The 18,286-nt window shown below is 67.2% G+C and carries 15 protein-coding genes; 8 read left to right on the top strand and 7 right to left on the bottom strand.

All coding sequences use genetic code 11. The features are described from left to right. Positions 1-55 precede the first annotated feature (55 nt). Positions 56-913, top strand: a complete 858-nt coding sequence (locus RCF34_RS16770) for a glucose 1-dehydrogenase (RefSeq protein ID WP_308709184.1) — start codon at positions 56-58, stop codon at positions 911-913. A gap of 261 nt (positions 914-1,174) precedes the next feature. Here RCF34_RS16770 and RCF34_RS16765 read toward each other — a convergent pair whose 3' ends face one another. After that, positions 1,175-1,831, bottom strand: coding sequence for a TetR/AcrR family transcriptional regulator (locus tag RCF34_RS16765; RefSeq protein WP_308709183.1), 657 nt, complete (start codon positions 1,829-1,831; stop codon positions 1,175-1,177). 54 nt (positions 1,832-1,885) lie between these two features. Continuing rightward, positions 1,886-3,787: a 3-dehydroshikimate dehydratase QuiC gene (quiC, locus tag RCF34_RS16760; protein ID WP_308709182.1), complete on the bottom strand. Its 1,902-nt coding sequence runs from the start codon at positions 3,785-3,787 to the stop codon at positions 1,886-1,888. Between the two features lie 447 nt (positions 3,788-4,234). Between quiC and RCF34_RS16755 the strand changes: the two genes are divergently transcribed. The 4 genes from RCF34_RS16755 to RCF34_RS16740 all read left to right on the top strand — a co-directional run bounded on the left by RCF34_RS16755 (position 4,235) and on the right by RCF34_RS16740 (position 10,328). Beyond that, positions 4,235-5,632, top strand: coding sequence for an MFS transporter (locus RCF34_RS16755; RefSeq protein WP_308709181.1), 1,398 nt, complete (start codon positions 4,235-4,237; stop codon positions 5,630-5,632). 254 nt (positions 5,633-5,886) lie between these two features. Further along, a complete protein-coding gene (locus tag RCF34_RS16750; protein ID WP_308709180.1) occupies positions 5,887-7,152 on the top strand; it encodes an OprD family porin in 1,266 nt (421 codons plus the stop codon). Positions 7,153-7,268: 116 nt separating this feature from the next. After that, positions 7,269-8,333: a PA0069 family radical SAM protein gene (locus RCF34_RS16745; protein ID WP_308709179.1), complete on the top strand. Its 1,065-nt coding sequence runs from the start codon at positions 7,269-7,271 to the stop codon at positions 8,331-8,333. Between the two features lie 177 nt (positions 8,334-8,510). Then, on the top strand, positions 8,511-10,328 hold the full coding sequence (locus RCF34_RS16740) for a S9 family peptidase (RefSeq protein WP_308709177.1): 1,818 nt from the start codon (positions 8,511-8,513) through the stop codon (positions 10,326-10,328). Here RCF34_RS16740 and aroD read toward each other — a convergent pair. Beyond that, complete coding sequence (gene aroD, locus RCF34_RS16735) at positions 10,323-11,186, bottom strand: type I 3-dehydroquinate dehydratase (protein WP_308709176.1); 864 nt, start codon at positions 11,184-11,186, stop codon at positions 10,323-10,325. The two genes, RCF34_RS16740 and aroD, sit on opposite strands and share 6 nt — an antisense overlap. Positions 11,187-11,319: 133 nt before the next feature. Between aroD and RCF34_RS16730 the strand changes: the two genes are divergently transcribed. Beyond that, positions 11,320-12,054 (top strand): DUF502 domain-containing protein, encoded by a 735-nt coding sequence (locus RCF34_RS16730; protein ID WP_308709175.1) that lies wholly within the window; start codon positions 11,320-11,322, stop codon positions 12,052-12,054. Between the two features lie 199 nt (positions 12,055-12,253). Here the strand turns inward: RCF34_RS16730 and RCF34_RS16725 are convergent, their stop codons facing one another. Next, positions 12,254-13,051: an SDR family oxidoreductase gene (locus tag RCF34_RS16725; RefSeq protein ID WP_308709174.1), complete on the bottom strand. Its 798-nt coding sequence runs from the start codon at positions 13,049-13,051 to the stop codon at positions 12,254-12,256. Positions 13,052-13,204: 153 nt separating this feature from the next. Between RCF34_RS16725 and RCF34_RS16720 the strand changes: the two genes are divergently transcribed. Together RCF34_RS16720 and RCF34_RS16715 are read left to right on the top strand one after the other, a co-directional pair. Beyond that, positions 13,205-13,648 (top strand): DUF393 domain-containing protein, encoded by a 444-nt coding sequence (locus tag RCF34_RS16720; protein ID WP_308709173.1) that lies wholly within the window; start codon positions 13,205-13,207, stop codon positions 13,646-13,648. Positions 13,649-13,777: 129 nt separating this feature from the next. Next, on the top strand, positions 13,778-15,043 hold the full coding sequence (locus tag RCF34_RS16715) for an Hsp70 family protein (RefSeq protein ID WP_308709172.1): 1,266 nt from the start codon (positions 13,778-13,780) through the stop codon (positions 15,041-15,043). 48 nt (positions 15,044-15,091) lie between these two features. On the opposite strand, the gene RCF34_RS16710 is transcribed toward RCF34_RS16715, so the two are convergent. The 3 genes from RCF34_RS16710 to RCF34_RS16700 form a co-directional block, all read right to left on the bottom strand. Further along, positions 15,092-15,667 carry a DUF308 domain-containing protein gene (locus RCF34_RS16710; RefSeq protein WP_308709171.1) on the bottom strand — a complete coding sequence of 192 codons (576 nt, stop codon included), beginning with the start codon at positions 15,665-15,667 and terminating at the stop codon, positions 15,092-15,094. A 197-nt stretch (positions 15,668-15,864) separates the two neighbouring features. Then, positions 15,865-16,695, bottom strand: coding sequence for an oxidoreductase (locus tag RCF34_RS16705; RefSeq protein WP_308709170.1), 831 nt, complete (start codon positions 16,693-16,695; stop codon positions 15,865-15,867). A 31-nt stretch (positions 16,696-16,726) separates the two neighbouring features. Next, on the bottom strand, positions 16,727-18,151 hold the full coding sequence (locus RCF34_RS16700; protein ID WP_308709169.1) for an MFS transporter: 1,425 nt from the start codon (positions 18,149-18,151) through the stop codon (positions 16,727-16,729). Positions 18,152-18,286: the final 135 nt, after the last annotated feature.

The following is an 18,286-nucleotide window of genomic DNA, read 5'->3' as shown; positions in this document are numbered from 1 at the left end:
GCGCGCCCCGGCACGTGCCGGGGCGCCCTTCTTTTTCCGCATTCGGAGCCTTCTCGTGAGCGAACATCCCAAGCCCCCACTGAAACCCCAACCCCAGACGTTTCCCGGCTCCGAAGCACGCATGGAGCCCCAGCCCGACAGTGGCGCCGAGACCTACCGCGGCTCGGGTCGCCTGGCGGGCAAGAAGACCCTGATCACCGGCGCCGACAGCGGCATCGGTCGTGCCGTGGCCATCGCCTTCGCCCGGGAGGGCGCCGATGTCGCCATCGCCTACCTGGACGAGCACGAGGATGCGCAGGAGACCGCCCGCCTGGTCACCGAAGCCGGGCGCCAGGCCGTGCTGCTACCGGGCGATCTGGCCGAGCGCCAGACCTGTCTGGACGTGGTGCAGAAGACCATCGAAGCCTTTGGCCGCATCGACGTACTGGTCAACAACGCCGCCTTCCAGCAGGTACGCGACAGCCTCGACGAGATTCCCGACGAAGAATGGGTGCACACCTTCAACGTGAACATCCATGCCATGTTCCGCATCACCCAGGCAGCCCTGCAGCACATGCCACGCGGCGGCTCCATCATCAATACCGCCTCGATCAACGCCGACATCGCCCCGCCGACCCTGCTGGCCTACTCGGCCACCAAGGGTGCCATCGCCAACTTCACCGCAGGCCTGGCGCAGCTGCTCGGTGACAAGGGCATCCGCGCCAACAGCGTGGCCCCCGGCCCGATCTGGACGCCACTGATCGTCAGCACCATGAAGCCGGACGAGCCCGAGCAATTCGGTAGCAGCACGCCCTTGGGTCGCGCCGGCCAGCCGGTGGAGCTGGCGCCGGCCTATGTGCTGCTGGCGTCCGATGAGGCGAGCTATATCTCCGGCGCCATGTTGCCGGTGACAGGCGGGATGCCGGTGCTCTGAGGGTTTTGGTTGGAGTGCCTGGGTTCGCCCTCACCCCGGCCTTCTCCCCAAGGGAGAGGGGACGGTTGGGCGCGAACGGTCGATAGCTCCGTAGGTTGGGTTGAGCGCAGCGAAGCCCAACGCCGGACATCCAGCAGCGTTGGGCTTCGACGATGAAGCTGCCCCAACCCAACCTACGCGTTTTTCCATCCTACGAATCTATGCCGGCAACCGAAAGCATCGGTCAAACGCCCCTCCTGTTGGGAGAGGGTTGCAGACGCCCTACGGCTGCAGGTAGCGCACCATCGCATCGCTGATCATGGTCTTGTGCCGGCGCAGCACGGCCGGCTCTTCCATGTCGATGTCGTGGATGCGGCCGAAGGTGTGGCGGTTGGACACGCGGTAGAAGCAGAACGAGCACATCAGCAGGTGCACGTCCACCGCATCCAGCCCACTGCGGATCTCGCCGCTGGCTTCGCCGCGGGCGAGGATGCGGCGCAGGGCCTCCAACGCCGAGGAGTTGAGGCTGGAGATGGTCTCGGACTGGGCCAGGTGACGACCCCGGTGGATGTTCTCGATGCTCACCACGCGGATGAAATCATCGTGGCTGCGGTGATGCTCGAAGAGGAATTCCGCCAGGGTGCGGATCGCCTCCAGCGGCGGCAGGCGGTCCAGCGGCAATTCGGCCTCGTTGCCGCGCACGTCGCTGTAGAGCTTTTCCAGCACCGTCAGGTAGAGCTGCTCCTTGCTGCCAAAGTAGTAGTAAATCATCCGCTTGGAGGTGTGAGTGCGCTCGGCGATGGCGTCCACCCGCGCGCCGCTCAGGCCCAGGTCGGCGAACTCGGCCACGGCGGCGGCGAGGATGGCCTGGCGGGTCTTCTCGGGATTGTTCTTGCGCGGGGTACGGAGCGTGGGCGCGAGCGCCGGGGTGTCCTGCATCGGGCTGACTCTTGTCGGAGGAGAGGCGCGGGCACCCCTGGGTGCCCGCCTGGCTCAGAATTCCAGGGGCGCCGGGCGACCCTGGCGGGCCTGCAGCATGGCCGCCAGGCGGACCGGGCTGTTGGCGGCGCCGTAGCCACTGTAATCCTTGCGCTGGAGGATTTCGAAGAAGAAGCGGTCGGCGAAGGACTCGGTGTAGACGTGGAACAGCTCGCCGCCCTGGGCGTCACGGTCGTACAGCACGTTGTAGTAGGCCAGGCGACTGAGGAAGTCGTCGTCGAAATCGAAGCGCGCCCCCAGGTCGTCGTAGTAGTTCATCGGGATCTCCAGCAGGGGCACCCCGGCGGCCTTGGCCTGTTCCACCGCCAGGAAGATGTCCTGGCAGGCGAAGGCGATGTGGTGCACCCCCGAGCCGCGATAGCTGGACAGCGCCCGGGCGATGGCGGTATTGCGATTCTCCGAGATGTTCAGCGCCAGGCGCACGCTGCTCTCGCGATTCTTCAAGGCGCGACTCTTGACCAGGCCATAGGGGTCCGGGACCACCACCTCGTCGTCGGCGCTGAAATCGAACAGGCTCTTGTAGAACAGCACCCAGCTGTCCAGGGCATCGGCCGGCAGGGCGATGGCCACATGGTCGACGTGGGTCAGGCCGAGGCCCCCGCTGGCGCCGGCGCCGACATCGAAGTCGGTGTCATAGAGACTGCGGCCATCCACGCCGCGATCGGCGAGATAGATCAGGCTGCCATCGGGCGCCCGCACCGCCGGGATCTCCCGCTCGTTGGGGCCGACCAGACCGCGATAGGGTTGCGCCCGGTACTGCTGGGCGCGCTCCAGGGCGGCCTGGCTGTCCGGCACGCGCAGCGCCATGGCGCACAGCGAGGGGCCGTGGGCCTCGAAGAAGTTGTGGCCGAAGGAATAGGGTTCGGCGTTGAGCACCAGGTTGATCTCGCCCTGGCGCAGCAGGGTGACGTTCTTGGAGCGATGCCGGCCGGCCTGGGCGAAGCCCAGCTTGCCCAACCAGCGCGCCAGTTCGGCGCCATGGCCGTCGTCCACGGCGAATTCGAGGAACTCGGTACCTTCCAGGCGCGGTGCCTCGGGCGGGGCGAACAGCGGCGCCGCCACCGGGGTCTTCTCACGCTGTAGCCGCACCGCGGTCTGCTCCTCCAGGTAGAGCAGGGATCTCAGGCCATCGGCGGCGGTGGCGCGGGTCTGGGCGGCGCGGAAGCCGTCGTTGAAGATCTCCAGCGACAGCGGGCCCTGGTAGCCGGTCTGCAGGATAGGCGCGAGGAAACCGGCCAGGTCGAATTCGCCCTGCCCCGGGAAGCAGCGGAAATGCCGACTCCACTCCAGCACGTCCATCTGCAGCAGCGGCGCATCGGCCATCTGCACGAAAAAGATCTTTTCCCCCGGGATCTGCGCGATGCCCGCCGGATCGCCACCGATGGACAGGGTATGGAAGCTGTCGAGCAGCACGCCGAGATTGGGATGATCGACCGCCTTCACCAGGCGCCAGACCTGCTGCCAGGTGTTGACGTGGCGCCCCCAGGCGAGGGCTTCGTAGCCGATGCGCAGGTCGCGCCGGGCGGCGCGTTCGGCCAGCAGCTGCAGGTCGTCGGCGATCAGGCGCTCGTCGCCGAGGCTGTCGGCGGCGGTGTTGCTGCACACCAGGATGAGGTCGGTGCCCAGTTCCTGCATGAGGTCGAACTTGCGCTCGGCGCGGTCGAGATTGCGCTGCAGGCGCTCGCGGCGATTGCCCTCGAAGTCGCGGAACGGCTGGAACAGGGTGATCGCCAGCCCCAGGTCCTGGGCGCGCTGGCGGATCTCGCGCGGACTGGCGCCGGAATACAGCAGGTCGTTCTCGAAGATCTCCACACCGTCGAAGCCCGCCGCGGCGATGGCCTCGAGCTTTTCGGTCAGGGTGCCGCTGATGGATACGGTCGCGATGGAACGCTGCATGCCGGTGCTCCTGTGTTGAACGGCCACTCCGCGGGCTGCGCCGGGCGGGGTGACGCGGATCTGTAGGGTCTGGTGCCGATTATTCGTGGCGCCCGGCGACCCAACAATGGATTATGTACGAACCGGTTAGTTTCTGTTCGCTGATCGAACAGTTGGGCATCCGGCGAATTGACCAGCCCCAGTAGCGCCTCGCACTATGGATCGCAGAGCCCAGCGCTCGTCGCTTCCGCCGCGTCGACCATAACAAGACAAACAAGAGTGTGCGTCCATGCCCCAGCTATCCACGTTATCCTGCGCCCCCCGTCTCGTCTGCAGCCCCACCGCGTTCAGTCGGCGACGGCCAGGCTAGGTCCCCTGTCCTTCCGATCTTCGGCTCCCGCGGCCCGAGCGCGTTCGTGCGCGGCGCTGAAACCCTCCTGGCCTGACAATAAAATTCCGGAGACAACCATGGCCAATACCGCCTCCCCTACCCCCGGCTCCCAAGCCAAGAAAGCCACCGCCAGCGGCTGGATCGGCTCGGCACTGGAATACTACGACTTCTTCATCTATGCCCAGGCGGCGGCGCTGATCTTTCCGCAGATCTTCTTCCCCGCCACCGACCCCAAGATGGCCATCGTCGCCTCCCTCGCCACCTACGGCGTGGGCTATCTGGCGCGGCCGGTCGGCGCCTTCGTGCTCGGTCACTGGGGTGACACCCGCGGCCGCAAGAACGTCCTGCTGCTGTGCATGTTCCTCATGGGCATCGCGACCATGGCCGTTGGCCTGCTGCCCACCTACCACCAGATCGGCATCCTCGCACCCATCCTGCTGGTGGTGCTGCGCCTGATCCAGGGCTTCGCCGTGGCCGGCGAGATCTCCGGGGCCAGCTCCATGGTGCTCGAACACGCGCCCTTCGGGCGGCGTGGCTACTATGCGAGCTTTACCCTGCAGGGCGTCCAGGCCGGCCAGGTGCTGGCCGCGGCGATCTTCCTGCCGCTGGCCTACTTCATGCCCGCCGATGCCTTCAACAGCTGGGGCTGGCGCATCCCCTTCCTGCTCAGTGCCTTCGTCCTCCTGGCCGGTTTCATCATCCGCCGCGAAGTCCATGAGACGCCCGCCTTCGTCAAGGAAGAAGCCAAGACCGGCACCGCCACCGTGGCCAGACGCTCGCCCATCGGCGAAGCCCTGACCACCAGCTGGAAGGCCATGATCCTGGTCGCGCTGATGGCGCTGATGAACGTCATCCCGGTGGTCGCCACCATCTTCGGCGCCGCCTACGCGGTGCAGCCGGCCTACGGCATCGGCTTCGACAAGAGCGTCTACCTGTGGATACCGGTGGTGGGCAACATCGTCGCGGTGCTGGTGATCCCCTTCGTCGGTAACCTCTCCGACCGCATCGGGCGGCGGCCGACCATGATCGGCGGAGCCCTGGGTTCGGGCCTGCTGGCCTTCGGTTACCTCTATGCCATCAGCATCCACAACCTGCCGCTGGCCTTCCTCATGTCGCTGCTGATGTGGGGCGTGGTCTACCAGGGCTACAACGCGGTCTTCCCGAGCTTCTACCCGGAGCAGTTCCAGACCCGCTATCGCGTCTCGGCCATGGCCATCGCCCAGAACATCGGCACCATGTTCACCGCCATGCTGCCGGCGCTGTTCACCCTGGTCGCCCCGCCCGGTACCGACAACATCTGGCTGGTGGTCGGTGGCCTGGCCTTCGGCGTGACCTGCCTGTCGGCCCTGGCGGCCTACCTGTCGCCGGAAACCTACCGGGTGCCCATGAGCGACCTGGGCAAGCCGGGCGCCGTGCAGATGGACAAGGACTCCTACGACACGGCCCGTCAGGACAGCCTCAAGGCCAGCGTCTGACCTTCACGAGCCCTCGCCTGGCGAGGGCTCCACCTTGCGACCTTGGTAGCCTTGCCGTAAGACATACGTTGTCATATAACTACTCGGCCGAATGCTTCGCCCATAGCTTTCCGATAATTCAAATAAGAAAGGAATCCCTCATGTCGCCTGCACCCTCCTAGCCGTACGTACCCGCGCCACCGCCCTACCCGCCCTCGTCAGATGCCGCCCCCGTGCCGGCAGGGCACCCCTTACCTACAAGAACAAGGAACACCATGAGCACTCGACTCGCTTCCGGCCGGCTCGCCCGTGCCTGCGCCGCCTTCGCCGCCCTGGCCAGCACCACGCCGCTGTGGGCCGCGGACGGCTTCATCGAAGGCACCAAGGCCACTCTCAACCTGCGCAACTTCTACTTCAATCGCAACTTCGTCGATCCGGCCTATACCGCGCAGAACAAGGCCGAGGAATGGACCCAGAGCTTCATCTTCGGCCTGACCTCCGGCTACACCCAGGGGCCGGTGGGCTTCGGCATCGATGCCCTGGGCCTCTATTCGGTCAAGCTCGACGGTGGCGCCGGCACCTACGGCACCCAGCTGCTGCCGACCCATGCCGGCAACGAACCGGCCAAGGATTTCGGCCGCCTGGCGGTGGCCGCCAAGGCCAAGGTGTCCAAGACCGATATCAAGGTCGGCGAGTGGTTCGCCGTGCTGCCGATCCTCAGGTCCGACGACGGCCGCTCGCTGCCGCAGACCTTCCAGGGCGCGCAGATCCACTCCACCGAGATCCAGAACCTGGAACTCTGGGGCGGGCAGATGCGCCAGAACAGCCCGCGCAACGACGCCAGCATGGAAGACATGTTCATGCAGGGCCGCGCCAATGCCACCTCCGACCGCTTCAACTTCGTCGGCGGCGAATACAAGTTCAACGAGAAGCGCACCCAGATCGGCCTCTGGTACGCCCAGCTCGAAGACATCTACAACCAGAAGTTCATCAACCTGATCCACTACCAGCCGGTGGGCAGCTGGACCCTGGGCGCCAACCTCGGCTATTTCATCGGCGACGACGACGGCTCGGCCCGCGCCGGTGCCCTGGACAACCGCACCGCCTATGCGCTGCTCTCGGCCAAGCAGGGCGGCGGCACCTTCTATGTCGGCCTGCAGCGCGTCAGCGGCGACAGCGCCTGGATGAGGGTCAACGGCACCAGCGGCGGCACCCTGGCCAACGACAGCTACAACTCCAGCTACGACAACGCTCGGGAGCGCTCCTGGCAGGTGCGCTACGACCACAACTTCGCCGCCTTCGGCGTGCCGGGTCTGACCCTGATGAATCGCTATATCAGCGGCGACAACGTGCACACCGGCAGCATCACCGACGGCAAGGAATGGGGTCGTGAGTCCGAGGTGCAATACGAGGTGCAGAGCGGTCCGCTGAAGAAGCTGCTGATCCGCTGGCGCAACTCCAGCATGAGACGCGACTACAGCGCCAGTGGCTCCTTCGACGAGAACCGCATCATCCTCAACTATCCGATCTCGGTGTTGTAAGGCACAGGACCGGCGGCTGGGCCGGCGGATGATCCTGCCGCCCAGCCGACCGCCGTACCCTTGCCCGGATCGCCCAGGCCTTGTACTGTACAAAAACACAGTACGGAGGTCTCGACATGACCCAGCCCCAGCGCCCGCCACGGGGTCGTGGCACCGCCAGCAATCCGCACAATCGCTTCGCCGCGGCCCGCAGCGAGGCCGAGCACGATGGCTGGTACGAGGAAGCCACCCCGCTGACCTTCACCACCGCCGTACGCCAGGAAACGGCCAAGACCGTGATCAGCCGCAACCAGTCACCGGATGTCGGCTTCGATCGCTCGGTGAATCCCTATCGCGGCTGCGAGCATGGCTGCATCTACTGTTTCGCCCGCCCTTCCCACGCCTACTGGGACCTCTCGCCCGGTATCGACTTCGAGACCCAGCTGATCGCCAAGACCAACCTGGCCGAGCGGCTGGAAGCGGAGCTGAGCAAGCCGGGCTACCAGCCGCAGCCCATCGCCCTGGGCATCAATACCGACGGCTACCAACCCATCGAGCGCCAGTATCAGCTGACCCGCCAGGCGCTGGAGATCCTGCTGCGCTATCGCCATCCGGTGACCCTCATCACCAAGAGCGCGCTGATCCTGCGCGACCTGGATCTCCTGGTGCAGCTCGCCGAGCGCAATCTGGTGCGGGTCGCCTTCAGCCTCACCACGCTGGACGACGACCTCAAGCGCATCCTCGAACCCCGCACCGCAGCGCCCCAGGCCCGGCTGCGCGCCATGCGCACCCTGCACGAGCACGGGGTGCCGGTGAGTGCCCTGCTGGCGCCGATGATTCCCATGATCAATGACCATGAGCTCGAAGCCCTGCTGGAGGCGGCCCGCGACCACGGCGCCCGCTCGGCCGGCTATGCGCTGTTGCGGCTGCCGCTGGAGATCGCCGACCTGTTCGAGGAATGGCTGCGGACGCACTTCCCCGACCGCGCCGCCCATGTGATGAGCCTGATCAGGCAGTCGCGTGGCGGGAAGAACTACGACAGTCGCTTCGGTATCCGCATGAAGGGCGAAGGCCAGTTCGCCGAGCTACTGGCCCAGCGCTTTCGCCTGGCACGCCGGCGCTTCGGCCTGGAGCGCCGCGAGGGCGAAGGGCTGGATTGCAGCCAGTTCGCCCCGCCGGGGGAACAGCTGGGGCTATTTTAGGACAGGCGCCGAACGGGCTGCTCCCTCACCCCATCCCTCTCCCAGCGGGAGAAGGGGAAAAGCTTGGTACCCCTAGGTTGGGTTGAGCGCGGCGAAGCCCAACGGCGTGGCATCCCTCACCCAACCCTTTCCGCACAGCTGCTAGGCTAAACGGCTGTGTCCCTCTCTGGAGTCGCCATGACCGCCCCTACCCCGCTCACGCCGGCCCAGGCCGTTGCCGCCGGTATCGACTTCGCCGAGCTCAAGGTCGATGCCAGCGGCCTCTACTGGAGCCAATACGATCCCGCCGATGGCGCCACCCGCCTCTGGGTTCGCGAGGCCAGCGCCGTACCGCGCTGCCTCACGCCGGCGGGGTTCAGCCTGCGCAGCAAGGTCTACGAATACGGCGGCGGCGCCCTCTGCCTGGGCGACCAGGGACCGCTGTTCGTCAACGAAGCCGACCAGGCGGTCTATCGTCAGCCGCGAGATGGTGGCGCGCCCGAATGGCTGGCCGGGGGTGAGGCCTGGCGCTATGGCGATCTGCACTGGGATGGTGCCCGACAGCGGGTGCTGGCGGTCGAGGAAGACCGCCGCGAACAATCGCCGCGGCATCGCCTGGTCGCCTTGAGCTCGGACGGCGAGCGTCAGGTGCTTGCCGAGGGCGCGGATTTCTATGCGGCGCCGCGTACCAGCACCGACGGCCGTCGCCTGGCCTGGATCGAATGGGACCGGCCCCACCAGCCCTGGACCCGGACTCGCCTGCTGGCCGCGGTACTGGACGCTGAAGGACGCCCCAGCGCACCCAGGGTCGTTTCGGCCGATCCCGACGAATCGCTGCAACAGCCGCTCTTCGATAGTGAGCACCGGCTCTGGGCGCTGAGCGATCGCCAGGGCTGGTGGCAGCCCTGGTGCGAAACCGCGGAGGGCTTCGCGCCCCAGGAGGCTCCAGCGGCGGATCATGCCGGCGCGCCCTGGCAACTGGGTGGCGCCAGTTGGCTGCCAACGGCGCAAGGCTGGCTGGCGACCTGGCAGGAACAGGGCTTCGGCCTGCTCGGCGAGCGCCAGGCAGAGGGCGAGGCCCGCCGCCTGGCCCCGGAGTTCAGCCGTTTCCGTGGCCTGGCCCTGGACGAGGGTCACTGCTACTGCATCGCCGCATCGCCGACCCGGCCCTCGGCGGTGTTGGCCATCGACCGCCAGACCGGCGCGGTGGAGATCGTCACCGGTGGCGTGGCGCCCCTGGCGGACGCCGCCATCATCACGCCGTCGCCACTGAGCTATCCCAGCGGCGACGGCCAGGCCCAGGGCTTTCTCTATCTGCCGGAACGGCACGGCGAAGGTCCGCCACCGCTGCTGGTCAGCATCCACGGCGGCCCCACCTCCTGTACCTATCCGGTGTTCGATGCGCGCATCCAGTTCTGGGTGCGCCAGGGGTTCGCCGTGGCCGATCTCAACTATCGCGGCAGCAGCGGCCACGGCCGGGCCTACCGCCAGGCACTGCATCTGCGCTGGGGCGAGGTGGACGTCGAGGACGCCTGCGCGGTGGTCGACCACCTGGGCGCCCAGGGCCTGGTGGATCCGAGCCGCGCCTTCATCCGCGGCGGCAGCGCGGGGGGCTATACGGTGCTCTGCGCCCTGGCCTTCCGGGAGGTCTTTCGCGCGGGGGCCAGTCTCTATGGCGTCAGCGATCCCCTGGCGCTGGCCAAGGCCACCCACAAGTTCGAGGCCGACTACCTGGACTGGCTGATCGGCGATCCCGAAGCCGATCGCGTGCGCTACGAGGCCCGGACCCCGCTGCTGCATGCCGATGGCATCCAGGCGCCGGTGATCTTCCTGCAGGGTCTCAAGGATGCCGTGGTGGTCCCCGCCCAGACCGACGCCATGGCCGCGGCCCTGGAGGCACGCGGCATACCGGTGGTGGTCAGGCATTATCCCGACGAGGGCCACGGCTTTCGCCGGGCGGCCAACCAGGCGGACGCCCTGGAGCAGGAAGCGGCCTTCTACCATCGCTGGCTATGACGAGGAAGCGCGCGACCGGTGCAGCGCCTCCAGCGTCCGATGCAGAACGTCCGCCTCGATCTGGCCCGGCGCCGACGCCTGGCCCTGACTGCCAAAGGTGAGGGCGCTGCCAAAGGTCTCGCCCGCCAGGCGGGAGACCGCGCCGGTACCGCCCATGGCCATCATCAGCAGCGGTCGGGTACTGCGCTGGTGCTGGGTCCAGGTCACCTGTAGCAGGCGCACGACATCGCCGCCATCGCGGGGCATCACCGCCAGCTTGAGGATGTCCGCGCCCAGGGCCTTCTGGCGCTGCAGGCGCTTGAGCATCTCGGCATTGGTCGGGGTGCCCTGGAAATCGTGACTGGACAGGATCACCTTGGCGCCGGTCTTGTGCGCTTCGACCACCAGCGCCTTGACCCGGCGTTCGTCGCGGCGCATCTCCACGTCGATCAGATCGGCGAAGCCGGCCTGCAGCAGCTTGCCGTAGAGCGCCGCATAGGCCGCATCGTCCAGCTCGCCGGCTCCGCCCTCGCGCGTGGACCTGAAGGTCAGCAGCAAGGGTTTGCCGGCCAGCGCCTGCACCAGTTGGCGGCCCAGGGCGGCGACTTGATCGGCGTCCGTGGCGAAGGCCAGGAGATCCAGGCGCAGCTCCAGGATGTCGACCGCCGAGGAAGCGGCGGCGGTCCGGCCCTGTTCGAGCACCTGCTCCGCCGTCTTGCCGGAAGTGGACACGATGATCTTGGGCCGCCCTTCGCCGATCCGCAGATCCCGGACCTGTACCGGCTGGGTGGCCGCCTGCGCGGTCGAGGAAAGGGCCAGTCCGGTGTACAGGGCGAGGGGCAGCGCCGCGAGGAGCAGCGGACGAAGCTCGATAGGCATGACGGTACTCCAGAACGAAAGAAGACTGTCTTCAAGACCTGCGCTGCCGCCATCAAGTGCCCGCCGACCGGCGCTTGGCGGGCGCTGATCGCCCGGCTCGCGTAGACTGGCGCTTTAGCCATCGAGTCCCTGCATGCCCTTCGTTCGCCGCGGTATCGAAAGCATCGTCTCCACCTGGCTGGCCGGTCTGCTGCTGCTCCTGCCCCTGGTGCTGACCCTGGCGCTGATCGGCTGGATCGTCAGTTTCCTCAATGGCCTGATCGGACCCAACACCACGCTTGGTGGACTGTTCGTGGCGGTCGGTCATCCCTTCGTCGGCAATTCCCTGGCGGCCTATGGCCTCGGCACCCTGCTGCTCTTGGTGCTGCTCTATCCGCTGGGCCTGGCGGTCAAGCTGGGCCTGCGCCGTCCGCTGGGCTGGTTCGCCGACGTGACCTTCCGCCGCATTCCGGTGGTGGGCAAGCTCTATGGCCTGGCCGAGCGCTTCGTCGAGTTGCTCGATCGCAAGGAAGGCGGGGCGGACATCCGCGCCATGAGTCCGGTGTGGTGCTTCTTCGGTGGTCAGGGCGTGGCGGTGCTGGCACTGCTGCCCAATCCGGCGGTGATCGATATCGAGGGTCGCCACTATCACGCCGTGCTGGTGCCTTCGGCGCCGGTACCCGTGGGTGGCGGGCTGCTCTATGTGCCGGTGGACTGGGTGAAACCGGCGGACATGGGCATCGACATGTTCACCAGCATCTATGTCTCCATGGGCATCACCCTGCCGCCGGTGGTCAAGGATCGCCAGGTGGAATTCATTCCCCTGGAAGAAGCCGTGCGCCGCCAGCAGGAAAACGGGACGGCCGAGGAGCCGCCCCGCCCGTCTTAGAATCTGTTCACGGTCTCGCGAGCTAGAGACAAACAAGGCCTAGGCGGCCCCGCGAAAAGGGCTGAGGAAGCAGATCGGACTCGCGCTCGAGTTTACAACCGGTAAATGAGCATTGCGACGGGGCTGCCCAGGCCGGGCTGGCGACCCAGGCCCCTTTCAACGCAGTTTGGCCGACGCGCAGCAGACCGCGAATGGATTCTTAGTTCTGCACCGCCTGGACCGAGCCGCCATCCACGCGCAGGTTGCTGCCGTTGATGAAGGAGGCGCGCTCGGACACCAGCAGGGCGATGGCCGCGGCCACCTCTTCCACCTTGCCGCGGCGCTGCTGCACGATGCCGGGCCGCTCTTCGTCGAGGAAGCTTGCGATGGCTTCTTCGAAGGAGACACCCTTTTCCTTGGCGCGCTTTTCCATCATGCCGTCGGTCATGCCGGTCTCGATGAAGGCCGGCGACACGGTATTGCACAGTACGCCGTGGGCCGCTTCCTTGTACGACAGGTTCTTGATGAAGGCGGCGAGAGCGGCCTTGGCCACGTTGTAGACGGCCTCTTCCCAATAGGGCTGGACGGCGTTTTCCGAGGTGATGCAGACGAAGCGACCCCAGCCGCGCTTGCGCATGCGTGGGATGGCGGCGCGGCCGACGCGCACGGCGGAAAAGAAGTCGGTGGCCCAGGCTTCCTCGTAATCGGCATCGGCCAGTTCCAGGGGATCGCCCTTGGCGCCGGTGACACCGGCGGTGTGCACCACGATGTCGATCTGGCCGAAGCGGGCCTCGCCCTGCTCCACCAGTCGGTCCACCGCGGCCTGGTCGGTCATGTCGGCGGCGATCAGCAGCGTATCGCCCGGCAGGCCCTTGGCCGCCTCTTCCAGCTTGCCCTGCTCCAGGTCGGAAAGCACCAGCTTGACGCCCTCCTCGGCCAGCAGTTTCGCCGTGGCCAGACCCATGCCACCGCTGGCACCCGTGATGAGGGCGACGCGCCCCTTGATTCCCAGATCCATACCGACCTCGCTTTCAGATTGCTTACCATGCCGTGATCCGGCGCCTCTGATTCCGACTCGCCACGAGGCGCCGTTGCGCTTACCGTTCGGCGGAAAGCGCAACGGCAGCCCCGCCTACCGGTCCAGATAGGCAAGCCCCCTGGGAAGTCCATGATGCACGTACCTCGCCTGCCCCTGACCCTCTTTCACGACGGCGCCTGTCCGCTGTGCGCCCGCGAGATCGCCTGGCTGCGCCGCCATGCCGACCCCAGCCGGCTGCAGCTGGTAAACCTGGCCGCACCGGACTATCCCACGCAGGCGCCGGCCGATGCCCCGCCGCGCCAGGCCATGCTCGACCTGCTGCACGCCCGGGATGCCGATGGCCGCTGGTTCAAGGGCCTGGACGCCACCTACTGGAGCTGGCGCACCGCCGGCCTCGGCCACTGGGCCCGGCCGCTGGCCTGGCGGCCATTGCGACCCCTGCTGGAACTGGGCTATCGCCTGTTCCTCAAGCTGCGCCCGGGCCTGACCTGGCTGCCCCACCCGGAGGGCAGTCGGCGCTGCCAGGATGATGTCTGCGCGCTGGAAGAGCCGCGCGACCGCTCGCGCAAGGGCTGACGCCACCGCTCGCCCGCACCCGCCATGGTCCCGGAGAAACGCGGGCCAAGCCTGCTGGCATCCGGCCAGGGTTCGCCTGCAGGCTCGTCTCGGCTAAACTGCGCGGCTGCTCGCGTTACGGATCCTGACATGTCTGCTGCTCTACCCGCCCGCGCCCTGGGCCTCGACTTCGGTACCTCCAACTCCACCGCCGGCTGGCTGCGGCCCTCGGGCGAGGTCCTGCTGCCCCTCGAAGAAGGCAAGGCCACCCTGCCCTCGGTGATCTTCTTCAACGCCGAAGAGCGCCGCCCGGCCTATGGCCGCCAGGCGCTGCACGAATACCTGGAAGGCTACGAGGGGCGTCTGCTGCGCTCGCTCAAGAGCCTGCTCGGTTCCAACCTGCTCAAGGGCGAGACCAGCATCCTCGGCAGCGCCCTGCCCTTCACCGAGGTGCTCGGCCTGTTCCTCGGCACCCTCAAGCAGCGCGCCGAACAACAGGCCGATCGCCCCTTCGACGCCGTGGTGCTGGGCCGTCCGGTGCATTTCGTCGATGACGACCCGGTCGCCGACCAGGAAGCCGAGGACACCCTGGCCGCCGTGGCGCGCCAGGTGGGCTTCAGCGACATCTCCTTCCAGTTCGAGCCGCTCGCCGCCGCCTTCGACTACGAGCGCAGTATCGAACGCGAAGAACTGGTGCTGATCGTCGACATCGGCGGTGGTACCTCGGACTTCTCCCTGGTGCGCCTGGCGCCGGAGCGCCGTGCCCTGGCCGATCGCGCCGGCGACATCCTCGCCACCGGCGGCGTACACATCGGCGGTACCGACTTCGACCGCCAGCTGAGTCTGGAAGGGGTCATGCCGCTGCTGGGCTACGGCAGCGCCATGAAGAGCGGCGCCACCATGCCCACCAGCCATTACATCAACCTGGCGACCTGGCACACCATCAACGCCGTCTACGCCAAGAAGAGCGTGCTGGCCCTGCGCGACATGAGATACGACGCCCAGGACACCCGCTGCCTGGATCGGCTGTTCAGGCTCATCGAACAGCGCGCAGGCCACTGGCTGGCGATCCAGGTGGAAGACGCCAAGATCGCCCTGACCGACGACTGGCGCCGCACCCTGCGCCTGGATCGCATCGAGACCGGCCTGGCCGCGGATCTGGAGCGACCGCTGTTCGACGCCGCCATCGCCCTGCAACTGGAACGCCTGAGCCGCGGCGTGGACGACCTGCTGGCACGCGCCGACCTCGATCCGGCGCGGGTCGACAGCCTGTTCTTCACCGGCGGCTCCAGCGGCATTCCGGCGCTGCGCCAGGCCCTGGCCAGGCGCTTCCCCGGCGCCCGCCTGGTGGACGGCGACCGCTTCGGCAACATCGGCAACGGCCTGGCCATCGAGGCGTTCAAGCGCTACGGCTGAGTCCTTCGCCACCGCCTGGAGCGGCGCCCACAGGGGCGTCGCTCCACCTCAGGCTTGCTTGCCGACCGCGCTCCGCCATCTCGCTACCGCGAGCCAAGTCGCCGAGACCACGAAGTAGCAGGCACCGAAAGCCACATAAGGCGTCACGCTGGAAACCTCCAGCGGGACTCCTTCAGTCGCCTGCTTCACGAAGAAGCCACCCGCCAGGGCGGACTGGGCGCCACTCAAGGTCATCGCCCACTGGCCAGCGGATGTCCGCCAGCGCCGTACCGCCACGACCAGCTGGAAAAGCCCAGCGGCCATGGCCCAGACCCCGAACACCCCGATCGCGGCGCCTAGGCCGAACGTCAGTGCCAGCCCTATCGCCACCGCGACGCCCAGACTGACGACGGCGTTGAGCCGCTGCCCAGCGTTGTGCCGCAGCCCGCCGCTCTGGCGGGCATCCAGAACGTTCGCCAGGGCATCCCACGCCGGGTAGAGCACGAGCAATAGCGGCCCCGCCCAACCCTGCTCGTGGCCGATGGCGAGGGCCAGCGCGATCCACAGCAGCGAAACCGCGGCCCTGATGAAATAGTAGCGTTGCAGCCAGTGGCTGGCAGTCGAATCCCGGAAGGTATGACTCATGGAGCACTCCAACGATGTTCATCCATGGAACGGCAAGGATGCTTGCCGAGAAAATAATCCACTCACCAGGCGAAAGGCCCTGGCACCCCACGGCGACGAGGGTGCCGCTCAAGCGGGTCGGGCATAGGGATCGAGATGATCCGCGAGGTGGGTGGAACGTTAGGGGCCACGGGCACCGCAGCCCCCGCCTGGATCGATCAGTCGAAGTCGGTCTGCAGGGCGATGTCGCGCCAGGCCGCCATATCAGCGCGCAGCGCCTGCGACTTGCGTTCCGCGATGTCGTAGGCGACCGGTCCAAGCGGCAGATGCAAGGGCGGCTCGGTCGCCATGACGGCCTGCACTATCACCGCGGCAGCCTTTCGCGGATCTCCCGCCTGTTTGCCGTCGTTGCTGTCCCGGTAGGCACGCCGTCGCCCCGCCGTGTCGGCATAGGCCGGGATCACCTGGTTCGCCATGGCGATGGAGCGCCCGAGAAAATCGGTGCGAAACGGCCCGGGCTCGACGATGGTCACGCGGATTCCGAGGGGTTCCACTTCCCTGGCCAGCGACTCGGAAAATCCCTCGACCGCGAACTTGCTCGCGCTGTAGTAGCCGGAACCCGGTCCTCCCGAGAGCCCTGCCCCGGATGACAGGTTGACGATACGGCCGCCGCGGCGCCGACGCAGGACAGGCAATGCCAGGCGGGTCGTTTCGATCAGACCGAATACATTCACCTCGAACACCGGCCGGTATTCGCTGGGCTCTGCCTCCTCCACGGCGCCAATGAAGCCTATCCCGGCGTTGTTCACCAGGACATCGAGACCACCGAACTCCCGCTCTGCAAAGGCAATCGCGGCAGCCACCGAGGCGGGGTCGGTGACATCCAGCTGCACGGCCCTCAGGTTCTCCGGGAATTGCCGAGCCAAGGGTCGCAGTACGGCGGGATCGCGAGCCGTTGCCACGATGCTGTCGCCACGCGCAGCGGCCGTTGCGGCGATATGGCTGCCAAGACCGCTCGAGCAGCCGGTAATGAGCCAGGTCTTTCTCATGCTGTTCTCCTCGCGCCTTGAAAAGCGCTGTTCACTCTGCGTTACAGGCCTCGCACGAGGCGGTCGTCGGGGCGCTAGGCCAGCTCAAAACGGCCGCTAGCGCCAAGGCACCGCCCATCGTCAGGGCGGCAACGGAAAAGGCGACCTGCACCTCTCTCCCGCCAGCGCCATCGGGGGCGAGGGCGAAAAACAGGCCACCGATGAGCGCTACCCCCAGGGCGGCGCTGATCTGCAAGGTGGCATTCATCAAGCCGGCGGCGAGTCCGGCCAGGCTCGGTGCCACCTGATCCGCGTTCACTCTCACCAGGGCCGGAAGCGCTATGCCCTGCCCCAGGCCGATCAACAGCAGCGGCACCGGCAGCCAGGTGGGCCAGCCCGCCAGCGCGGCCGCCAACAACAGGCCCATGACCTCCAGGGCCATGCCAAAGGCGGCGGTGCGTGCGCCCAACCGTTGGGCAAGATGCGGACTGCACAGGGGCCCGCAGAGGAATCCGATCCCCAGGGGCAGGATCGCCCACCCCGCCGCCAGGGCTCCGTGACCCAGACCGGCCTGCTGGTAGACGGCGAAGACGAGAAAGAAAGGCGCCAGGGCATAGAACAGAAAGGTCGCCAGGAGGCTGCGTCTGAGCCGGGAGGCGGTGAGCAAGGAAGGCAGAACCAGGGGCGTCTCGCCGGCCGCTTCCTTGCGTTGTTCGTAGCGCCAGAAGGTGATCAGCAACCCGCCACTGACGATGAGCAGGGGCAGCGACCACCAGGGCCAATGCAGTCGTGGTCCCTCGACCAGGGGTACGACCAGCGCCAACAGCCCAGCCGCGAGCAGGCCGGCACCGATGACGTCCAGCCGGCCCGGTTGCGTGGCCCGGCTCTCGCGCAGCACGACCAGCGCGGCCGGCAGGGCGCAGAGAACGACCGGAAGATTGATGAGGAAGATGCTGCGCCAGCCCAATCCGAAGGGATTGGCCTCTATCAGCACCCCACTCAAGACCTGGCCCAGCACAGCGGCGAGTCCGAAGGTCGCGCCGTACAGGCCGAGCGCCCGATTCTTCTCTTCCGCGGGAAAGGTCGCGTGGATCAGGGCCATGGACTGTGGCGCCATGATGGCAGCCGCTACGCCCTGCAGCAGCCGCCCGGCAATCAGCATGGCTGGCGTTGGCGCGACCCCGCATAGCGCGGAGGCGATACCGAAGCCCAGCATGCCGCCCAGATAGACGCGCTTGCGGCCGAACATGTCACCCAGACGACCGCCCAGGATCAGGGTGACCGCATAAGCCGTCGCATAGACAGACACCACCAGCTGGGCCAGATCCGAGGAGGTAGCGAAGTCACGACGGATCACCGGCAGCGCCACATTGACGATGAAGAAGTCGAGCGGTGGCAGTAGCGTACCGACCAGCAGCACGCCCAGCGCGAACCAGCGACGGCTGTCGGGCTGGGCCATGGGAAGGGATGAGTTCATGGACTTTACCTTTAATCGGGCTGCATCCTGATCCGCGCAGGCGTTGCCGGCCCGCGGCAGGTGGATGCAGCGATTTCTCGAAAAGCGAGACAACAGCCGGCAGGAGCGTGCCCGCGGGCGGTCATAGCGACAGCG

The organism is Pseudomonas sp. 102515 (genome assembly GCF_031085165.1).
In the GTDB taxonomy this organism is placed as follows: domain Bacteria; phylum Pseudomonadota; class Gammaproteobacteria; order Pseudomonadales; family Pseudomonadaceae; genus Chryseomonas.
This window is presented reverse-complemented; position numbering and strand designations above follow the sequence as displayed.